This is a genomic window from Microbulbifer salipaludis (assembly GCF_017303155.1).
Classification (GTDB): Bacteria; Pseudomonadota; Gammaproteobacteria; order Pseudomonadales; family Cellvibrionaceae; genus Microbulbifer; species Microbulbifer salipaludis.
In genome coordinates this window covers 246,600-263,432 of the sequence record NZ_JAEKJR010000001.1, presented here as the reverse complement: position 1 = coordinate 263,432, position 16,833 = coordinate 246,600, and the positions used below count along the sequence as shown (strand labels likewise).

Here is a 16,833-nt window from a genome sequence, read left to right as displayed (position 1 = left end):
CCCACCATCCACAGGATATTTCCCTGCGCGCCGCCGGTTGGTCGAGCGCAGCTGTCATTTAGCCCCGCGGCGCTTCTGCGGGGCCTCTCTAGCGGGTGCCGCCGTGGTACAGTCGTGCGCAAACTCACCACGATCGATTGTGCATTTCGGAGAGGTTCAACATGTTCCGACGGTTCCTGGCGCAGCCTGCGCGGCTGTGGTCTTTTTTCCTGCTTGTGACCGCACTGGTCGCCCCTGCCGTACACGCCGATACGGCGTCGGCACAGCTGCAGGCCATTATTGACGACCACTGGCAGTACAGCCTGCGGGAAGACCCCATCACCGCCAGCCGCATGGGCGAAAAAGGGTACAGCGACCGCCTGCCCGGTGTGTCGCCGGCGGACCGCAGCCGCCGCCTGCAGGCGGAAGAGGCGTTTGTTGCGCGCCTCAACAAGGTGGACAGCCGCCAGCTGAATGAGGCCGAGCGGGTCAACAAGGATCTGCTCACCTGGGTACTGAAAAACTCCATCGAGTCGAACAGGCTGTATCTCGAGCGCATCCCGGTCAATACCTTCTACAGCTTCTGGAGTTCGGCGCTGGATGCCAGCAGCGGCCTGAATATGCCGCAGGTGTCCGACTACGAGGACTACATCAAGCGCATCCAGGATTTCGGCCGCTACTTCGACGAGAATCTGGCGAATATGCGCGCGGGCATTGCGGACGGCTTCGTGCTTCCCAAAATTGTGGTGCAGGGCATTGCCCCAACGGTACGCGCCCAGGTGTACGCCGACCCCAAAGAAAGCAGCCTGTACGAGCCCTTCACCGACCTGCCCGATAACTTCCCGGCCAGCGAAAAACAGCGCCTGCAGAAGGCCGGGGCCGCGGCGATCCGGGAGCACGCCATTCCTGCGTTTGACCGCGTGGCAACCTTTCTCGAAGGTGACTACATGAATGCGGCCAGCGAGTCCCTGGCCGCAGAAGACCTGCCCGCTGGCGAAGATTACTACCGCCACGCAATCCGTACCTATGTCACCCTCGACATGGCGCCCGCGGACATCCACAAAATCGGCCTCGCGGAAGTGAAGCGTATCCGTGAGGAAATGAACCAGCTGATCGCGGAGTCCGGCTTTGATGGCGGCTTTGACGAATTCACCGAATTCCTGCGCACCGATCCGCAGTTCTATGCCGAGACCCCCCGGGAGTTGCTGAAAGAGGCCTCGTATATCGCCAAGCGCATCGACTACCGCCTGCCCGAATTTTTCGGCAAGCTGCCGCGTCTGCCCTACGGCGTGGTGCCGGTGCCGGACGAGATCGCCCCCAACTACACCACCGCCTCGTACAACCCGGCGGCCATCGGTGGCACCCGCGGCGGCGCCTACTGGTTGAATACCCACGCGCTGGACCAGCGCCCCATGTACGAACTGGTGGCGCTCACCCTGCACGAGGCCGCGCCCGGCCACCATCTGCAGGGCGCCCTGTCGCAGGAACTGGAAAATGTGCCGGACTTCCGCCGCGGCCTGTACCTGAGTGCCTACGGTGAGGGCTGGGCGCTGTACACCGAACGTCTCGGCGTGGAGATGGGGGTTTACGAAAATGCCTATCAGCAGTTCGGTCGCCTGAGCTATGAAATGTGGCGCGCCGCGCGCCTGGTGATCGACACCGGCATCCACTCCCAGGGCTGGACCCGCCAGCAGGCGCTGGACTTCCTTGCGGACAACACCTCGCTGTCCAAGGCGAATGTGCGTGCGGAAGTGGACCGTTACATCTCCTGGCCGGGACAGGCGCTGTCGTACAAGATGGGCGAAATCAAGATTCGCGAACTGCGTGCGAAAGCGGAAAAGGCACTGGGTGATCGCTTTGACCTGCGCGCTTTCCACGATGCAGTACTGGCCAACGGCGCACTGCCGATGGAAATGCTGGAAGTGCAGATGGATCGGTTTATCGCCGCCAATCAGTAACGCCCACCAGCAACACCAAACCGCAACCGGTTGGTGCGGCCCCGGCGGATACCGTCGGGGCCGTTTGCCTGCCTGCCGTGCCACAGCACAGCAGCGCAACTGCGCAATAGCCCGCTCTCCCCAAATCGAACGATTTATCCCAATAAATTCAATTTATCCCCGGTGTCTGCCTTCGTATAGTGAGGCCATGTCAGTCAAACGGGCCATTCACAACAGGCCCAGCATAGGGAGGACGGCAAGATGCTTTACCTACGACGTGCCGACGAGCGCGGCAAGGCGAATTTCGGTTGGCTGGACTCACGCCACAGTTTTTCCTTCGGTCACTACTACGACCCGAAGCACATGGGCATTTCCGCGCTGCGGGTGATCAACGACGATACCGTCGCGCCGGGTGCGGGTTTTGACACCCACGGCCATCGGGATATGGAAATTATTTCCTACGTGCTGGCAGGGGCGATCGAACACAAAGACAGCATGGGCAATCGCTTTGTGGTACCTGCCGGCGAAGTGCAGCGCATGACCGCAGGCACCGGGCTCACCCATTCCGAGTTCAATCATTCGACCAGCGAACCGCTGAAGTTCCTGCAGATCTGGATTATCCCCAACCAGCGGGACCTGACTCCCGGCTATGAACAGAAAGCGATTGCGCAGAACGGGGCACTGACCCCGCTGGTGACCCCGGACGGGGCAAACGGATCACTGACGGTTCACCAGGATGCGGCGATCTCCCGCCTGCAACTGGCGCCCGGCGAAACCATCGATCTCACCGCCGACAAGGGCGTGGGCTACCTGCACCTGATTGATGGCGGTGTCGGTGTGAACGATGGCCAGCTCGCCGCCGGTGACGGACTGGGGGTGATGGAAGAAACCCTGCAACTGACAGCGGGCGCAGAAGGTGTCAGCGCCCTCTGGTTCGACCTGCCGCGCACGCCGGGCTAGACCATGCTGGACAGCCAATGACCGTCATCAGTAGCAGCCCCCTGTTCTGGGGGCTTGCCCTGTTGGGCGTGGTGCTCACCGGCATTTCCAAATCCGGCTTTGCCGGCGGCGCCGGCGTGGTCGCGGTGCCGCTGTTGGCGCTGGTGCTGCCGGTGGAAACCGCAGTGGCGTTAATGCTGCCGATCCTGCTGATCATGGATGGACGCACCATTGCCTATTACTGGCAGCACCGTAATGCCCAGGAACTGAAAAAACTGCTGCCTGCGGCGGTGCTCGGCATTGCGCTGGGTGGCTGGCTGCTGGCCTGGGTATCGCCGTTTGCGCTCACCCTGTCACTGGGGGTGTTGAGCCTGTTGTTCGCCTTCTGGCAGAAGCTGGCACCGCTGGCCGCGCGACTGCCCGGCAGCGCCTGGCTGTGGGGCTCTACAGCGGGGCTTACCAGTACCCTGATTCACGCCGGCGGCCCGCCGCTGAATATGTACCTGATCGGGCGCGGGTTGCCCAAGCTCACCTGGCTGGCCACGGCGGGGGTGGTATTCGGGGTGATGAACCTGGTCAAACTGGTGCCCTACACCCTCGCGGGTTTGTGGAGCCGGGAATTGCTGGTGACCGCGCTGGTGCTATCGCCGGTGGCCTACCTTGGTGTTTACCTCGGCTATCGTGTGCAGCGACTCCTTGATGAACGCGCGTTCCTGCGCATCTGCCGCTGGCTGCTGGCGTTATCCGGTGGGGCGCTGCTGTTCAAGGCGCTGGCCTAACCCAAGTCCAATCCCAATTCCCGGCAGCCGGTGCATTGTCACACCGGCTGCCCATGCAGGGCGCGCCCCAGCAAATCAAAATACCGGCGAAATGCCCCGTTGATCCGCACCCGGTGCGCACCGCTGGGGTAGAGCCCCAGCTTGGCCTCCTCCGTGGCCTTGGTGCCCGCCACCAGAAAGTTATTCGCAATACTCGCATCCTGCACAAACGCCTCGAAGGCGCGCGCGCACATTTCGGCGGGTTCCGCGTAGTAGAGGCAACCGTTGGCCGCATCTGCGGCCTTGGATGCGCGAAACAGGTCGCTGGGGTTTTCCCCGCTTTCATCCAGCATGATCGCGCGGAAGCAGGCGAACAGTGCATCGTTGATGGGGTGGGGCACCGGCGTGGCATCGCGCAACCAGGCCTCGGAGGCAAAGCGCTTGCCGGATGCATCGCTGAAGGCCTTGTCCGCGAGGTAATGGTCCAGTGCGTGAAACCACTCGTGGGCGATGGAGCCGGGGCCGGCATTCTTGGCCAGGGCAAAGGTGCGCGTCGCCGGCTCGTAATGGGCGGAGACACCGGGGCGGCCGCCGGTGCCGTACTGGAAGGCGAGGGTGCCGCGCAGGGAGACCAATAACTCCGGCCCCTGCAGTATCGTCATCAGGTCGACCAGCGCATCGTAAAACAGGCCCGCCGCGCGCGCTTTTTCCGCTTCGGTCACCCAGCGGCCGATGGCAATGGAGCGAAAATCAAAACGCTTGCGCACATCGTTGAAGGTGACGTTTTGCTGCGGTCGCTGTTGCGGGCTGCGGCGGTAAAAGGTGCGGTCTAAACCCATGGCGTTTGCGATTTACCCATTCCAGAAGTGATCGAGGGCGGCGGAAAGTGCGTGGCCATTATTGCAGGTCTGCGGGTGCCAGTGCTGCGGATACAGCGCGCGGTAAAACGGATCGGCAAAACGGTTGTCGGCCAGGATGACCACGCCGCGGTCGCTCTCGCTGCGGATTACCCGGCCGGCGGTTTGCAGCACGCGGGTCAGGCCCGGGTAGCGGTAGGCCGCATCGAAACCGTTTTCGCCCCGCTGTTCGCAGGCCGCACGCAGCAGTTCCTGTTCTTCGTTGACCTGCGGCAGGCCCACACCCACCACAATGGTGCCCACCAGCTGTTCGCCCACGTAATCCACGCCCTCGCCGAACACCCCTCCCATGATGGCAAATCCCAGGCTGCGGCGGCCACTCTGGAAGTTGTCCAGAAATGCGCTGCGCTGTGGATCGGAACTGCCGGAAGCCTGCTGCACCAGCGGAATTTCCGGGTACTGCGCGGCAAAGCACTCGGCCACTTGCTGTAAAAAGCGGTAGGAGGGGAAGAACACCAGATAGTTACCCGGGCGGCTGTGATAGGTGCGCGCAATCATGTCCACCAGGGTGTCACTGGCCCGTTGGCGGGCGCGGTAGCGGGTGTCGACAAACGGGCACACAAACAGCCCCAGTTGCTCGGCCGCAAACGGCGAGGGCAGGGCGAGATAGGGCGCCTCCGCCTGCAGTCCCAATTGCCGGACCACATGGCTCGGCGGGCGCAGGGTGGCAGAGAAAGCGATGACGCTGTGAAACAGCGCGTAGGCCTGTTGCAGGTAGTCGGCGGCACTCAGGCACAGCAGTTCGATTTCCTGCTCCCGCCAGCGGCTGTCGCGATTTGGCAGGTGTTGCGCACGGGTAATACAGCGGTGGTGCTCTGCCGCCAGCTGTTCCACAGTCTGGTAGCGGAACAGGGCCCGGAGCCAGTCGGCAATGGCTTCCGGTGGTGCCTGCGACTGCTCCCACAACTGGCTCACCACCAGCAATACCTTGTGCACCGCCGCGCTCACCTTGTGGGGCGCGCCGTCGGTGAGCGCGGTGATCCACAGTTCGGTTGTTTTGCCGTTTTCTTTCTCGTCTATTTTTTCAATCTTTTCTGGCTTGCCCGGCGGCGCGGCCTGCTGCCCCGATTCCCGCCGCTGCTCTACCCAGCTATCCAGTGCGCGCACCAACGACTGAATAGCGCGCTGCAGCGCGGGATGGGAACCCTTGCAGGCGGCAGCAGCGCGGCGGCTGTCCGCGCGGCTGAGTTTCGCGCTGAACATGGCGCGCGCGCGATCGCTGAGGTTGTGCGCCTCGTCGATCAGCAGCGCGCGTTGCAGGCGTGTGTCGCGCAGGCCTTGCATTTGCACCAGCGGATCGAACACGTAGTTGAAGTCGCACACCACCAGGTCTGCCCACGGCAACATCTGCAGCGACAGCGCAAACGGGCACAGCTGCAGGCGGTCCGCCTCTTCGGCAATCACTTCTGGCGTCAGCAGCGGGCGCCCCAGCAGCGCGCGGCGCGCTTCCGGCAACCGGTCGAAGAAACCGCGGGTGCGCGGGCAGATACCGGCGTCGTCGCGGCTGCACAGGCCCAGATTGCAGGAACAGGTTTTGTCCCGCGCCTGCAGTTCCAGTACCGACAGGGTCAGCCCGCCGGCGTGCAGCCGCGCGGCGGTTTCCCGTACCACCTGGCGGCCGGAATTTTTCGCGGTGAGATACACCAGCTGGTCGAGAGTTGTTTCCCCCACGGCCTTGATTGCCGGGAACAGGGTGCTGATGGTTTTGCCGATACCGGTGGGTGCCTCCACCAGCAGTTCACCGCCATCGCGCAGGCAGCGGTAGGCCGCTACCGCCAGCGTGCGCTGGCCCGCCCGGTATTCTGCAAATGGAAAGGGCAGCGTGCGCGCGGAGGCGCGCACCGCCTGCCGGTGGGCCTGCCAGCGCCGGTGCCATTGCAGGTAGGTGGAAAGCGCGGTTCGGGCGAAGGTTTCCAGCTCGTGCCAGCGGAACTCGCGGGATTCGGGGTAGGTCTTTTTTTCCTTCAGGTTGTGCCACAGCATCTGCAGCGCCAGCGGCGTGTCGGCGGAGAACTGCTGTTGCAGCCCGTAGCAAAAACCGTAAATTTTCAGCTGTGCCCAGTGCAGGTCGCGGGCGGATTCCGCCAGTTTGTGCGGCGGCACATAGGTGGTTTTTATCTCGTCCAGCTGCGCCGCGCGGTGCAGGTCCGGCTGGGGGTGCAGGATATCCACCCGGCCTCTGAGTACCACGGTGTGGCCATCCTGTTCCACGGTTTCCTGCAGGCGGTATTCCGCTTGACTGCCCGCGGGGCGCTTTTTCTGCAGTCGCTGGTGCGCACGTATCCCCTCCTGCGCGCTGGGCCCGCCGGAGAGCTCGCCCACCAGGTCGCCGCTGCGACAGGCGAAGGCCACCAGCTCGCCCACGGAAAGCGACAGCGTGTTGTCGAGCGCGGTTTGCGCTTGTAGCTCTGCTGGAGACTCACTCACGGTGTTGCCCACTCCACATGCAATACCCGGTGGGGGATCTGGTGCGTGGCGAAGTAGGCCAGCCAGCGCTGTTGGTTTTGCTGCAGGCGATCGCCGGGGCCTTTGACTTCCACCAGTTCGTAGCTGCCCGCCGCGGGGAACCGGATCAGGTCCGGCAGGCCGTTGCGGTGATGGGAGATATCACCCAGCAGGCGGCGGAACAGCGCCAGCCAGTGCTGCGTGGGTATACGCTCCAGCGCCAGCGTCAGCAGGGATTCCGGCAAGGCTTCCCAGGCCACCAGCGGGTTGGCAATACCGTGCTTTTCGTGAAAGTGCTGCCAAACCCAGCGGCTCAGGTTTCCCCGCGCCAGTTCTGCCAGGCGGCCCTCGAATGCGGCGCTGCGCTGTGGATAAAAATCGGGGGTGCGGAAGTCGCTCGGCGCTACCTGAAAGGGGTTGAAGAAAGCCCCCGGCACCGGCGCGAACAGAATGTCCCAGATGGCGAGACCCAGCACGCCATTAAACAGGGTGTTTTCCACATAAAAGCAGTGATCGTCCGGGGGCCGCGCAAGGTGTTCCGCGGCGAGCAGTTCTACCCGCGCCCCGTTAGGGGGAAGCGCGATGGTGTCCGTCGGCGGTTTGTGTCGGCGCGGTGGTGGCCAGGTATCACCGTCGCCGGTTTTCTTCGCGGTGCGGTGCCCGAAATTCCGTGCAAACGCGCGTTCCGCTTCGTTGAGCGGGTTGGCGAGTATCTCCGCGCACAGGGCCAGTGCGGCCGCGGCTTCGCCACGGGCCAGCGCGATCCGCGCGCGCCGCTCCCGCGCCGGCGGGCGGCTGCACAGGCGGTACAGCGCATCGGCGTCGTCCAGCGCTTCGAATCGCTCCAGTTGGCGCGCCAGGGTCAGGCGCAGCCGGTCCAGGCGTCGGTGCAGGGTGCGGTCGCCGTCGATGCCGACGGGGAGCTGCGCCGCCAGTGCATTGATCGCGGCCGCATCGGCGGCCAGCGCGCCCTCGGCTTCTGCCAAGCAGTCGTAATAGCGCAGGTGCTGTTCGATCTGCGCGCGGCTCTTAAACGGCAGCTGTTCCCGTTCCAGCGGATAGCGTTCATAGCGGAACAGCCCCAGGTCCCGCAGCACATAGTCGGTCAGGTCCTGGTTCAGGTTGCCGAAAAACAGCAGCTTGAAGGTTTCGAAGTGCGCCGCCGCCTGTACCGCCAGCAGCGGTTCGTCCACTGTCAGTGCGTCTTGGATGGGCGCCGCCTGCTGCGCGAGCAGCGCCTGTTCCACGGCAGGGCGTTTCAGGGTTTTCGCCAGCGGCTCGGGGCTGCTGGCGAGCAGTTCGTGCTTGGTAAACAGGGGCAGGATTTCGTCCAGTGCCAGCGACGGGTTGCGCTGCAACAGGCCACTGATCACCAGTTCTTCCACCGCCGCAGGCAGATCGCTGATCTCCCCATACGCCAGCTTGTGTTGCCGGAACAGGGCGCCGGCGGAAGAGGGCACGCCCTTGCGCGACAGCAGGCGCACATAAAGACGCTGGCTGTCGGTCGCCAGCGCCCGGAACTGGCGGTAGAACTGCCGTTCGTCGTCGCTCAGCAGCGCTTCATAACGCGCCACCACAAAGTCCACCAACGCGTGGAAGTTGCTGAGGTAGTAGTCCGCAGGAAGTTCACTGGAGGGCGCCATGCATTTGGCCTGCTAAAGGCTGGGGGTAGCTGTGGTTACTGTGTTTTTATACAGCAAACCGTCACTGCGAACAAAGCAAAGGCTGACCGGCTGGCCGGCAAAGGTATTTGGTGAGCAAGGTTTCGATAGGGGAGGAGAAGAGGCGTATAGAGAGGGACTTAAAAAGCGGCCCGCATCGCTGCGGGCCGTAAAATGGGAGAGTTGACTATCGGAGGCTTACCAGTGGTAACCGAAACTCAGGCCATAGCTGCGCTGTGCCTTGCCGGCCATCGGCGTGCTGCCGCCGAAGCCCTGCCACCAGTTCACATCCTCATCGGTGAGGTTGTATACCCAGGCCTCGGCGTACCAGTCCTGGCTGGCGGAGGTGTAGTTGAGGTTGGCGGTGGCCATGGTCCAGGCATCGCGCTTGTCAGTAAACCAGGCGATATCAACCCCCTCTCTCATATCCTCCTCTGGAATAACCCACTTGTCGCGGTTGTCGATGTCGAGGTAGGCGTCATCTTCCCAGTGTACGCTCAGGAAGGGGGTCAGCGAGGAGCCGTCACGGAATTCGAAGGTATGGCTCATGTTGACGGTCAGTGACGCGTTCGGGGAATAGGCCAGCTCATTACCCTTCAGGTTGCGGTAGCTCGGGTAGCGCGGATCGTAGTAATCGCTGGAGTTCCCGAAACTGCTGTCCGACGGATTTGCATCGTTATTGAACACCTGCCCGGGTTCACTGCCCCACTGCTTCCAGTAGTCGGAGGTGATTTCGGTATCCAGGAAAGTCACGTATCCACCAATGTGGCCGCCGGCCCAGGGAGCCCATTCCATTTCCAGTTCAAGACCCTGGATTCTGGAACTTGCCGCATTGCGGGTCAGGAAGGTGCCGTGATCCTTCCGGACTTCTTCGAGCACGGGGTCACCGTTGGCATCAAAGATTGGCTCACCGACATCATCACGTGCAGGTTCGTACGTGAAGGTGACGTCGTAGATGGTCCAGGTAGAGAACTGCTGGTCTTTGTAGTCGTTATAGAAGTAGTTAGCGCGGAGGTTCATGTCGCCGTCGAGCAGCGATGTCTTTACGCCAACTTCATAGGTGACCACAGTTTCCCCATCATAGCTGGTGTCAAAGCGATCGCCGGTCGGGTTCTCCGGGCTAATGGTTGATTGCTTATACAGTACGTCACCAATGCCGCCGCCCTTGTAGCCGTTGGCTACGTAGCCGTACACCATCGTGTTGTCAGAGAGGTCGTGGTCGATACCGATACGCCACGTAGTTTTAGACCAACTTTCATACACGTCATTCTGGGTGTCGATAACGAACCCTTCACGCGGCTGGTCATAGTAGTCTGCGGGCAAGGCGTTCAGCGTATTGCGAGGGGTCTGGGCGGTGCCGTCGCCAAACCACGCGTCGGGATTACCCCAGGGCAGGCCCCAGTCAACGAAGCCCCACGCATTGATGGGGCCAGAACACGCATCCCAACAGCCCCAGTTTCGACCGCCGATATCTTCTTTGCTGTCTTCAGTGTGGCGCAGGCCGAGCGTCAAGTGCGTCTGCTCGGTGACAGAATAGGTTGCCTGTCCAAATACCGCCTCAGACTTGATGACACGTTCGGGCTGGATCCATAGGCTTGCACCACCCATGGCCCCCTGGTAGTGCCCGTTCATGTAGTTGTCTTCTTTAAAGTTAAAGTAGCCGGCAATCCACTGGAGACGGCCGTCCCCGGTAGATTTCAGCTGTAGTTCATGCGACCAGGAATCGTAGTCCGTATCGACCCACTTGAGCATCTGGTCCCAGGCATAGTAACCCTGGTCAATATCATACTGGCCGGTGCGCTCCTGGTTCTGGTAGCCCGCGTTATAGACGAACTGCAGCTCATCGCTGATATCGTAAGTGAAGTGCGAGCGCACGCTGTCCATGGTCATGTCGTTTTTGCCCGGCACATTCACATAGGCGACGAAATTGTCCTCGCTGCCCCAGATGTCGGTACAGGTACCACCCATTTCGACGGGGCGATCCTCGATGCGTTCACAGTCGCGTTGCCCGATACCCCCTGCACTATCGTCGCGGAAACGCTCCACGGTAACCAGCCAGCTAGCCTTTTCGGTCGGTGTCCAGCTGGCAGATACACGGGCAGCCCACTGGTTGGCGTTGTTGTAGAAATCAGCCGGATCGGCTTTGACTTCCTGATAGTACTGCTGGTCGAACAGCCACGCCTCAAAGCCATTGGCCGCTGGACTTACCGCTGAGTCCGTCGGGGTCAGTTCATCCATGGGCAGGTAGCGTTGGTCCCACTGGTTGGGATCGTAATAGCCGGTGAGGTTGGAATCCTTTTTCTCGGTCATGTAGGCCGCGCGCAGCGCGAAGGTATCCGAGACCGGTATATTGATCATGCCCTTGAAGGCGCGCTGGTTGAAACGGCCCGCTTCGAACCTCGTGGAAGCCTCGAATTCGTCGGTTTTAGGTTTCGCAGAAATGATGTTGATCGAGCCAACGGTGGAGTTGCGGCCGAACAGGGTGCCCTGTGGGCCCCGCAGCATCTCCGCACGTTCGATGTCGAACATCAGCGCCATGGCGCCCTGCGGCCGGGGAGTGTAGATCCCATCGAAGTGTACGCCCACGGCCGGGTCGCCCCACTCGGTGGTGTTGGTGGAGCGCACGCCACGCATGGTGATGATCGGCGCGGACGACTCATTGTCCACCATGATGCTCATGTTCGGCACCAGGTTGTTGAGGTCCTTGATGTTTTTCACCCCAAGCTTGTCCAGCGTCTCCTCGGAGAAGGCGGAGATGGCAATGGGGGTGTCCATCAGGTTGGTCTCCCGCTTGGTGGCGGTCACGATGACCTGCTCCAGAGCGGAATCATCGAGGCGGTCTTCGACCTTGTCGGTATCCTCGGCCTGGGCCAGTGCCGCAGCACCGTAGGCAAGGTTCGACAGCGCGATCGCTGCGGCTAGGGTTTTATAGCGCATCATCATCAGGGCTCTCTGTAGATTGTTATCATTTTTTTTGGGCGGTCTCGCCCAAGTGGCAGCGGCGATGTTCGGGTCAGTGGCCGTGGCCAGCGAACCCGGGTCGTACATTCACCCAATGCCGCTAGTGTTTAGTTTGTGGAGCTGGTGGGTATCACTCAATGGCAATTCGGTGTCGGGAGAGAAGCCCTAGACATCAGGAGGTGATTGGTGCCGATTGCGACAAGGCGAGACTGTCGCGCGATAACAGGGGCGGCGTTGTGCGCTGCTTCACGTGCGGTGGCGGGCGCGCAGGGCCTGTACCTGTTCGCGGAAGTTGCGACTCGCCTTGAGCTGCACGTCACCATCGAGTACCAGCTGGCACTCGGTATTGCGCAGGGGGATGATCTTGCGCACCCGGTCTGCATTCACGATGGTCGATTTGTGAATACGGAAAAAAACCCGTGGATTCAGTAACTCCTGTAATTTTTTGAGCGTTATGCGCAGGATATGCGTTTCGCCGCAGGCATGGATACACATGTAATCTCCTGCCGCATCCACCCAATCAATGGCCGCCGTCGGGACCATCACTGTTTCATTATCGCTGTTTTTGATCTCCAATTTCTCGGGGAAGCTGGCCGGGAGAGGGGCATCGCTCTCTAGCCAGTCTTCAAGCTCCGTTCGAGAAATCCCGGAAACATTGTGCAGTGCTGTCAGTAGCTTTTCCTGGCTGTTGTCGTGCTCGGGTAGCGCGGCACGGCGCTGAACTACCCGTTCCACTGCCTGCTTAAGGCGCCCAAGGCTTGCGGGCTTGACCAGGTAATCCTCCGCGCGCAGCTCGAAGGCCTCGACTGCGTAGGTGTCATAAGCGGTCACAAATACAACGGTGGGGGCAGATGCCGCCCGCAGCTCTTCCACGACTTCGAGCCCGTTGAGCCCTGGCATTTCCATGTCGAGAAAGATCAGGTCGGGGGCGAGGCGGGCATTCAATTCAATGGCCTCTTCACCACTGCCGCATTCGCCGACAATCTCAATTTCCTCGATTTGCGACAGGCGCAGGCGCAGGCCTTCCAGCGCCAGGGGCTCGTCATCGGCGAGCAGGGTACGCAACTTAGTCAGAGTCATGGGAAGAAGTACCGGTTTCGAAAGGAATGCGAATGAGGACTGAAAAACCACGCGTACGATTTTCAAGCCGCAGGGAATGACGATCCCCGTACAGTGCACTGAGGCGGGTCCGAGTATTGCTCAGGCCGATGCCGCCGCGCGGGTCTTTCCTGTTTGACCGGGGCGCCATACCGGGACCGTCATCGTTGACCTGAATGACCAGTGTATGGTCCTCCCTCCAGACCCGGACCTCGAGCGTGCCACCCTCGCGGCGTGGGGATACGGCGTACTTGATTGCGTTCTCTGCGAGTGGTTGCAGCAGCAGGTTTGGCACCAGGGCATCCAGGGTCTCCGGCTGAATCGATTTATGGATAGTCAGCCGGCTGCAGAAGCGTACTTTTTCGATGTTCAGATAAAGGTCGAGCGACTCGAGCTCGCGCCGCAGCGGCACACGGGTGTCTGGATTGCTGTCGAGTGAGCTGCGCAGGAATTGTGAAAGCTGGTCCATCATTTCGCCAGCGGTGTCGTTCTCCCGCTTCAGGATCAGGGTGGAGATTGCATTCATGGTGTTGAACATGAAATGTGGATTGAGCTGGTAGCGCAGCATCTTGAGCTGCGCCTCGCGGGCCGCGCTCTCTGCCTGCAGCGCCTTGTGATGCTCCGTCTGCAGGGCGCCGTAGAAGCGAAATACAAAGTAGAGACCGGTCCAAGCCATCATGGTGGCGAGCGAGAACAGATACCAGCCGCCGAAGTCCTGCCAACTCCAGCTCAGGAGGGGGTGTTGATAGAGCAGGTCAAAAGTACACAGCTTGGCCAGGTTCCACAGAGCTGCTACCAAAGCCGACAGCACCAGAGCAGCGAGTGCGGCACTGGTCGTTGGCCAGCGAATGGCTCTGCGCAGCATTTGCTGTAGGCATGCCGTCAGGATCAGTCCGCTTGCGGTCTCAAGCCCGAGATGAATATGCGACTGGATGAAATTCCCAGAATGGAGCTGTGGCAGAACCACGGAGAGGTAGACCAGCAAGAAGTAGCCGCTCCAGCCTGCGGCTTGCAGGCTCCAGAACAGTCGCCGGCGGCTGCTGAATAGGGAGAGTGCAATGCTGTCATTCAGTGGCGGGAGTGTCGCGTCCATAATTTTTCTTTTTCTTTTTAACCCGAGGTTAGCGGCAGGCGCCAATCGCTGTCAACGCGGTCACTGATATCCGTGAATTGTCCATTCGGAGCTCTCGCCTGGTCATGAGGTGAATGGGTTGTCGTGACGATGTTCCGCCTTGTCGCAACTGCGTGGAGCCCCGGGAAGCCAGTTTGCTACGGTGCCCATGGTCCGGAGGTCCGGATCTCCATAGCCATTGTTGAGTAGAAAGGCTAACGATGAAGAATAACGTCCTACAAAAATTGCTCGCCATTTGCCTGGCTTCACTGCTTGTGGCTTCGTGCAGTCCGCGAGGTTCCCAGGTCACCGAAGAGCAGGGCCATAATCGCTACCGCCACTACCAATTGAGTTGGCCCAGTGCGGCGGTACCCGATGCGCAAACAGTCGGTACGGCGCGCGCGGAGCCGGTGCGCTGGCCGGTGACCAATAGCGAAGTGGAGCCGGATCAGGCGCTGGAGCAGCGTGCTCAGCGGTTGCTGGGTGCGATGAGCCTGGAGCAAAAGGTTGGTCAGATTATTCAGACCGAGATCAAGTACACCACCCCCGGAGATGTGCGCGACTATCACCTGGGCTCGGTGCTCAATGGCGGTGGCAGTTTTCCGGGCAATGACAAGTACGCGACCCCGCAGGACTGGGTCGCCTTGGCCGATGCCTATTACCACGCATCGATGGACACTTCAAAAGGAGGGCTGGCGGTTCCCATTATCTGGGGTACGGATGCAGTACACGGGCACAACAATGTGATCGGCGCGACGCTGTTTCCGCACAATATTGGCCTGGGAGCCACCCGCAACCCGGAATTGATGCGGCACATTGGCAAGGTAACCGCACGTGAGGTGGCCGCCACCGGTATCGATTGGATCTTCGCACCGACTGTCGCCACTGTGCGTGACGACCACTGGGGCCGCACCTATGAAGGTTACGCGGAGGACCCTGCGCTCGTGCGTGATTATGCCGGAGAAATTGTGCGTGGCATCCAGGGCAGTGGTGAGGAGCGTTTCAGCGGCGACCATCTGGTTGCTACAGCCAAGCACTTTATTGGCGACGGTGGTACCGACGGCGGTGTCGACCGGGGTGATACCCGTGTAACCGAACGCGAGCTGCTGGATATTCATGGACAGGGTTATGTTTCGGCACTGGATGCGGGTGTGCAGACCGTGATGGCATCTTTTAACAGTTGGAACGGGGAGAAGTTACACGGCAGCCGCTACATGCTGACTGAGGTCCTCAAGGAGCAGATGGGTTTCGACGGCTTTGTCGTTGGCGACTGGCTCGGGCACGCCTTTGTTCCGGGTTGTAGCAACGTCAGTTGCCCAACCTCGATCAATGCCGGCCTGGATATGTTCATGGCCTCCAATCACGACTGGAAATTGCTCTACAGCAACACTCTCGAACAGGCCCGGCGCGGTGAGATTCCAATCGAACGCCTGAATGATGCGGTGTTGCGCATCCTGCGAGTCAAACTTCGCGCGGGCCTTTTCGATGCGCCGCCGTCGGCCCGCGCATTGGCTGGCCGCACCGACATCATCGGTTCCGAGGCACACCGGGAAGTTGCTCGCCAGGCCGTGCGCGAATCCCTGGTACTGCTGAAAAACCATGAACAGTTACTACCGCTCGCACCGGGACAGACCGTACTGGTCGCCGGCGATGGCGCGCACAACATTGGCAAGCAGTCCGGTGGATGGACGTTGTCCTGGCAGGGTACTGGCAACACCAATGCAGACTTCCCCGGTGCGAGCTCAATCTTCGATGGTATCAAGGCCGTAGTCGAAGCCGGCGGGGGGCAGACAATCCTCAGCGCCGATGGTGCACTCCCTGCAGATATCAGCGCCGATGTGGCCATTGTCGTGTACGGCGAAAACCCCTACGCGGAGATGCAGGGCGACCTGAAAACACTGGAATACCAGGCGGGCAGCCACAAGGATTTGAAATTGCTGAAGCGATTGCGGGCGCGCGGCATACCGGTAGTTTCTGTGTTCCTCACTGGGCGTCCGCTGTGGGTAAACCCGGAGCTCAATACCTCGGATGCATTCGTGGTGGCCTGGCTGCCCGGCAGTGAGGGGGCGGCGGTGGCGGATGTCCTGTTCCGTACGCCCAGCGGTGATATCCGCCACGATTTCACCGGTACTCTGCCGTACTCGTGGCCAATGGACCTCGCGCAAAAGCCCCTGAATTACGGCGACCCGGACTACGCTCCGCTGTTTGCTTACGGTTTTGGCCTCACCGCTGACGACACCGACACTCTCGCCAGCAACTTGCCCGACATCCGGGCGGAAAGGGACAAAGTGGACGCTGAAACCATGGATCTGTTTAGCGCTCGTCCCATGGCCCCATGGCACCTGTTCATCAACGACGATGACGGAGCGGAAACAGAGATAACCGGCAACCGCCACGCACATCGTCGAGTGCGGATTGCGGCAACCGACCGAGAAACACAGGAAGACGCCCGCACACTTGAGTGGCTCGGTGGCGGCGAGGGCTCTGTTTACCTGCGTGCCTGGAGCCGGATTGACCTATCGGAATTCCTGCTGGCTAACGCTGCACTGGTCGCCGACGTGCGCCTCGAACGTGCGGCGGATGCGGTTGTGCTGGCGCGCATGCAATGCGGCGATGACTGCGAGGCAGAGGTTGATGTCAGCGCGCTGTTTTCCGAATTGCCTCTGGGCGAGTGGCGACAGGTCAGTGTGGACCTGCGCTGTTTTGCCGATGATGTGGATTTCAGCAAGGTCAACACCCCGTTCCACCTGTCTACCACTGGCGAGATGCAACTGACCTTCAGCCGCATCGCCATTGCCTCCGCGACGGCCTCTCATCTGGCGTGTACGGACTGAGGGCCGAGGATCCGCGACTAGTTGCCCGAGTAATTTGAAAGGAGCTAAGTGCAGCGTCCAGTGTAAGGGCCGCGCTCCGCACGAGCAGTAAGGGCCGGTTTCCGCGTGAGGCTGGCCTGCAGTACCGGCAGTTGCGCACAGCGCATAACCGCGGTGTTCAACTGGCATGCGACCGGAGCGAAATGCAGTACCT

At 61.2% G+C, this 16,833-nt stretch carries 10 protein-coding genes; 4 read left to right on the top strand and 6 right to left on the bottom strand.

Going from position 1 to position 16,833, the window contains the following annotated elements:
• Positions 1-161 precede the first annotated feature (161 nt).
• The 3 genes from JF535_RS01065 to JF535_RS01055 all read left to right on the top strand — a co-directional run bounded on the left by JF535_RS01065 (position 162) and on the right by JF535_RS01055 (position 3,634).
• Positions 162-1,937: a DUF885 domain-containing protein gene (locus JF535_RS01065; RefSeq protein WP_206998079.1), complete on the top strand. Its 1,776-nt coding sequence runs from the start codon at positions 162-164 to the stop codon at positions 1,935-1,937.
• Positions 1,938-2,177: 240 nt separating this feature from the next.
• Complete coding sequence (locus JF535_RS01060; RefSeq protein WP_206998077.1) at positions 2,178-2,876, top strand: pirin family protein; 699 nt, start codon at positions 2,178-2,180, stop codon at positions 2,874-2,876.
• Between the two features lie 17 nt (positions 2,877-2,893).
• Positions 2,894-3,634, top strand: a complete 741-nt coding sequence (locus JF535_RS01055) for a sulfite exporter TauE/SafE family protein (RefSeq protein ID WP_206998075.1) — start codon at positions 2,894-2,896, stop codon at positions 3,632-3,634.
• Between the two features lie 38 nt (positions 3,635-3,672).
• Here JF535_RS01055 and JF535_RS01050 read toward each other — a convergent pair whose 3' ends face one another.
• The 6 genes from JF535_RS01050 to JF535_RS01025 form a co-directional block, all read right to left on the bottom strand.
• A complete protein-coding gene (locus JF535_RS01050) occupies positions 3,673-4,452 on the bottom strand; it encodes a CLCA_X family protein (protein ID WP_206998073.1) in 780 nt (259 codons plus the stop codon).
• Between the two features lie 12 nt (positions 4,453-4,464).
• Positions 4,465-6,957, bottom strand: a complete 2,493-nt coding sequence (locus tag JF535_RS01045; protein WP_340674097.1) for an ATP-dependent DNA helicase — start codon at positions 6,955-6,957, stop codon at positions 4,465-4,467.
• Positions 6,954-8,618 (bottom strand): VRR-NUC domain-containing protein, encoded by a 1,665-nt coding sequence (locus tag JF535_RS01040; RefSeq protein WP_206998069.1) that lies wholly within the window; start codon positions 8,616-8,618, stop codon positions 6,954-6,956. Before JF535_RS01040 ends, JF535_RS01045 begins: the two co-directional genes overlap by 4 nt.
• A 216-nt stretch (positions 8,619-8,834) precedes the next feature.
• On the bottom strand, positions 8,835-11,579 hold the full coding sequence (locus tag JF535_RS01035) for a TonB-dependent receptor (RefSeq protein WP_206998063.1): 2,745 nt from the start codon (positions 11,577-11,579) through the stop codon (positions 8,835-8,837).
• 264 nt (positions 11,580-11,843) lie between these two features.
• On the bottom strand, positions 11,844-12,677 hold the full coding sequence (locus tag JF535_RS01030; RefSeq protein WP_206998061.1) for a LytR/AlgR family response regulator transcription factor: 834 nt from the start codon (positions 12,675-12,677) through the stop codon (positions 11,844-11,846).
• Positions 12,664-13,788, bottom strand: a complete 1,125-nt coding sequence (locus JF535_RS01025) for a sensor histidine kinase (RefSeq protein WP_206998059.1) — start codon at positions 13,786-13,788, stop codon at positions 12,664-12,666. Before JF535_RS01025 ends, JF535_RS01030 begins: the two co-directional genes overlap by 14 nt.
• Before the next feature lie 239 nt (positions 13,789-14,027).
• On the opposite strand from JF535_RS01025, the gene JF535_RS01020 reads away from it, so the two are divergent.
• Entirely contained in the window at positions 14,028-16,640 is a 2,613-nt protein-coding gene (locus JF535_RS01020) for a glycoside hydrolase family 3 protein (RefSeq protein ID WP_206998057.1), read from the top strand.
• Positions 16,641-16,833 lie beyond the last annotated feature (193 nt).

What these genes read in the sequence shown, in the direction of transcription:
- JF535_RS01020 (WP_206998057.1), top strand. Translation starts at nt 14,028, where the DNA reads ATGAAGAATAACGTCCTACAAAAATTGCTCGCCATTTGCCTGGCTTCA.
- JF535_RS01040 (WP_206998069.1), bottom strand. Translation starts at nt 8,618, where the DNA reads ATGGCGCCCTCCAGTGAACTTCCTGCGGACTACTACCTCAGCAACTTC.
- JF535_RS01025 (WP_206998059.1), bottom strand. Translation starts at nt 13,788, where the DNA reads ATGGACGCGACACTCCCGCCACTGAATGACAGCATTGCACTCTCCCTA.
- JF535_RS01035 (WP_206998063.1), bottom strand. Translation starts at nt 11,579, where the DNA reads ATGATGATGCGCTATAAAACCCTAGCCGCAGCGATCGCGCTGTCGAAC.
- JF535_RS01050 (WP_206998073.1), bottom strand. Translation starts at nt 4,452, where the DNA reads ATGGGTTTAGACCGCACCTTTTACCGCCGCAGCCCGCAACAGCGACCG.
- JF535_RS01060 (WP_206998077.1), top strand. Translation starts at nt 2,178, where the DNA reads ATGCTTTACCTACGACGTGCCGACGAGCGCGGCAAGGCGAATTTCGGT.
- JF535_RS01065 (WP_206998079.1), top strand. Translation starts at nt 162, where the DNA reads ATGTTCCGACGGTTCCTGGCGCAGCCTGCGCGGCTGTGGTCTTTTTTC.
- JF535_RS01055 (WP_206998075.1), top strand. Translation starts at nt 2,894, where the DNA reads ATGACCGTCATCAGTAGCAGCCCCCTGTTCTGGGGGCTTGCCCTGTTG.
- JF535_RS01030 (WP_206998061.1), bottom strand. Translation starts at nt 12,677, where the DNA reads ATGACTCTGACTAAGTTGCGTACCCTGCTCGCCGATGACGAGCCCCTG.